Annotated in this window: 2 protein-coding genes; both read right to left on the reverse strand. The window is 68.7% G+C overall.

From position 1 onward, the window contains the following. Positions 1-60: 60 nt before the first annotated feature. Positions 61-1,374 (reverse strand): cobyrinate a,c-diamide synthase, encoded by a 1,314-nt coding sequence (locus EN932_RS34835; protein WP_064993762.1) that lies wholly within the window; start codon positions 1,372-1,374, stop codon positions 61-63. Then, positions 1,371-2,056: uroporphyrinogen-III C-methyltransferase (gene cobA, locus EN932_RS34840; RefSeq protein ID WP_128369465.1), on the reverse strand; the 686-nt coding region annotated here is incomplete at its 5' end. The genes EN932_RS34835 and cobA, both read right to left, overlap by 4 nt.

Here is a 2,056-nt window from a genome sequence, read left to right on the forward strand (position 1 = left end):
GAGCGCGATGTCGTCGACGACCTGTCGTGGTGAGAGGGCCAGATTCCCGAATTTCATGCTCTAGCCCCTCGCAATCGCATGGAAGAAGGTGCCGCTGACATGGCCGCGCCGGTAGCCCGAGGCGCCGATCGGATTGCCCTGGCCGTCGGCAAGGTCGGCCAGCGGCTCGTCATTGCCGGTGGCCGTCATCTGCGCATAGTGGAATTCGTGGCCACGGATCAGCGCGCCCTGTGCACCCAGCGGACAATCGGCACGCAGCCGCGCCTCGCGGTAGCCGAGGTTCATCTTGCGCCTGGCGAAGCTGGTGGCGTGGCCGAGCAGGCCGAGCATCGCATGCGTTTCGCCCGACGCGTCCTCCAGAGCTTCGCCGAGCACCATGAAGCCACCGCACTCGCCATGGATGGGCTTCGTCGCGGCGAAACGCGCCATGCCGGCGCGGAAAGTCGCGGCGGCGGCGAGCTTGCCGGCGTGAAGCTCGGGATAGCCGCCCGGCAGCCAGCAAACGTCGCAGGTCCCGTCGGGCGCTTCGTCGACGAGCGGCGAGAACGGGACGATTTCCGCACCCGCCTTGCGCCAGTAGGCGGCGACATGCGGATAGAGGAAGGTGAAGGCGGCATCCTCGGCCAGCGCGATGCGTTGGCCGGGCGGCGCCAGCGCGTCGTCGAAACCGCCGGGCGCCGGAGTGAGGGGCGTCGCCAGGGCCATGATCGCATCGAGATCGAGCGACTTTTCCGCCATGTCGGCCAGCCTGTCGAGATGCGCCATCAGGTCGTCATATTCGCCAGCCTGGACAAGGCCGAGATGGCGCTCGGGCAGGTTCAGCGTGGGATCGCGCAGGATGGCGCCGACGACCGGCAGGCCGATCGCCTCGATGGCCTCGCTGCACAGCTTGCGATGGCGCTCGCTGCCCAGCCGATTGAGCGCGACACCGGCCATGCGCACGTCAGGATCATAGGTGGCAAAACCCTTGGCGACAGCCGCCGCCGTGGTCGACTGGCCGGAGACGTCGAGCACCAGCAGCACCGGCAGGCCGTAGAGGCGGGCGAGGTCGGCGGCCGAGCCGGTTCGACCGGGAGCCGCGGGTATCCCGTCGAACAGTCCCATGGCGCTTTCCAGGATGACGAAATCGGTGTCATCGGCGGCTTGCGCGGCAAGCCCGTTGAGCAGCGATGGCGGCATCGCCCAGCTGTCCAGATTGACACCGGAGAGGCCCGTGGCGGCGGTGTGGAAGCCGGGGTCGATATAGTCGGGGCCGGATTTGGCGCCGCGCACTTTCAAGCCGCGCCGGGTCAGCGCGCGCAGGATGCCGATGGTGACGCTGGTCTTGCCGGAGCCGGAGCGCGGCGCGCCGATGATGATGGCGCGGGCCGTCATGCTTGCCCCGCCAGGGCCGCGCGCATGGCAACGATGCCGCCGACGACGATCAGCGCCGGCGAGGCGAGACCGGCGGCCGCTGCTTCCTCGGCAATGGTGGCGAGCGTGGCGACGACGGTTCGTTCCTGCGGCGTCGTCGCGGCGACGATCACTGCCGCCGGTGTCGACGGCGCCAGCCCGCCATCGAGCAGTGCTGCGGCGATCAAGGGCAGATTGGCCATGCCCATATAGACGACCACAGGCTGGCCGGTGCGGGCGATCGCTGCCCAGTCGAGATCGTCATCGGTGCCGGCGGCGTGGCCGGTGGCCAGGATCACCGCCTTGTTGATGCCGCGCATGGTGGCGGGGATGCCGGTCGCGGCCAGCGCACTGAGGCCCGAGGTCAGGCCGGGCAGTACGCGGAACGGGATACTTTCCCGCGCCAGCGCCAGAGCTTCTTCGCCGCCACGGCCGAAAATATAGGGATCGCCGCCCTTCAGCCTGACGACGCGGCGGCCTTCGCGTGCGAGCCGGACCAGCAGGGCGGTGATGTCGTCCTGTTTCATCGACGGTTTGCCGCCGCGCTTGCCGGCAAAGAAAAGCTCGGCATTCTCCGCAACTGCGACAATGTCAGGGGACACCAGTGCGTCGTAGACCAGCGCATCCGCCTCGGCCAAAGCCGCCAACACTTCAAGCGTCAGGC

The organism is Mesorhizobium sp. M7A.F.Ca.US.002.01.1.1 (genome assembly GCF_004022955.1).
Classification (GTDB): domain Bacteria; phylum Pseudomonadota; class Alphaproteobacteria; order Rhizobiales; family Rhizobiaceae; genus Mesorhizobium; species Mesorhizobium ciceri.

Excerpts from the sequence above, each read along its gene's own strand:
- EN932_RS34835 (WP_064993762.1), bottom strand. The coding sequence starts at position 1,374 with ATGACGGCCCGCGCCATCATCATCGGCGCGCCGCGCTCCGGCTCCGGC.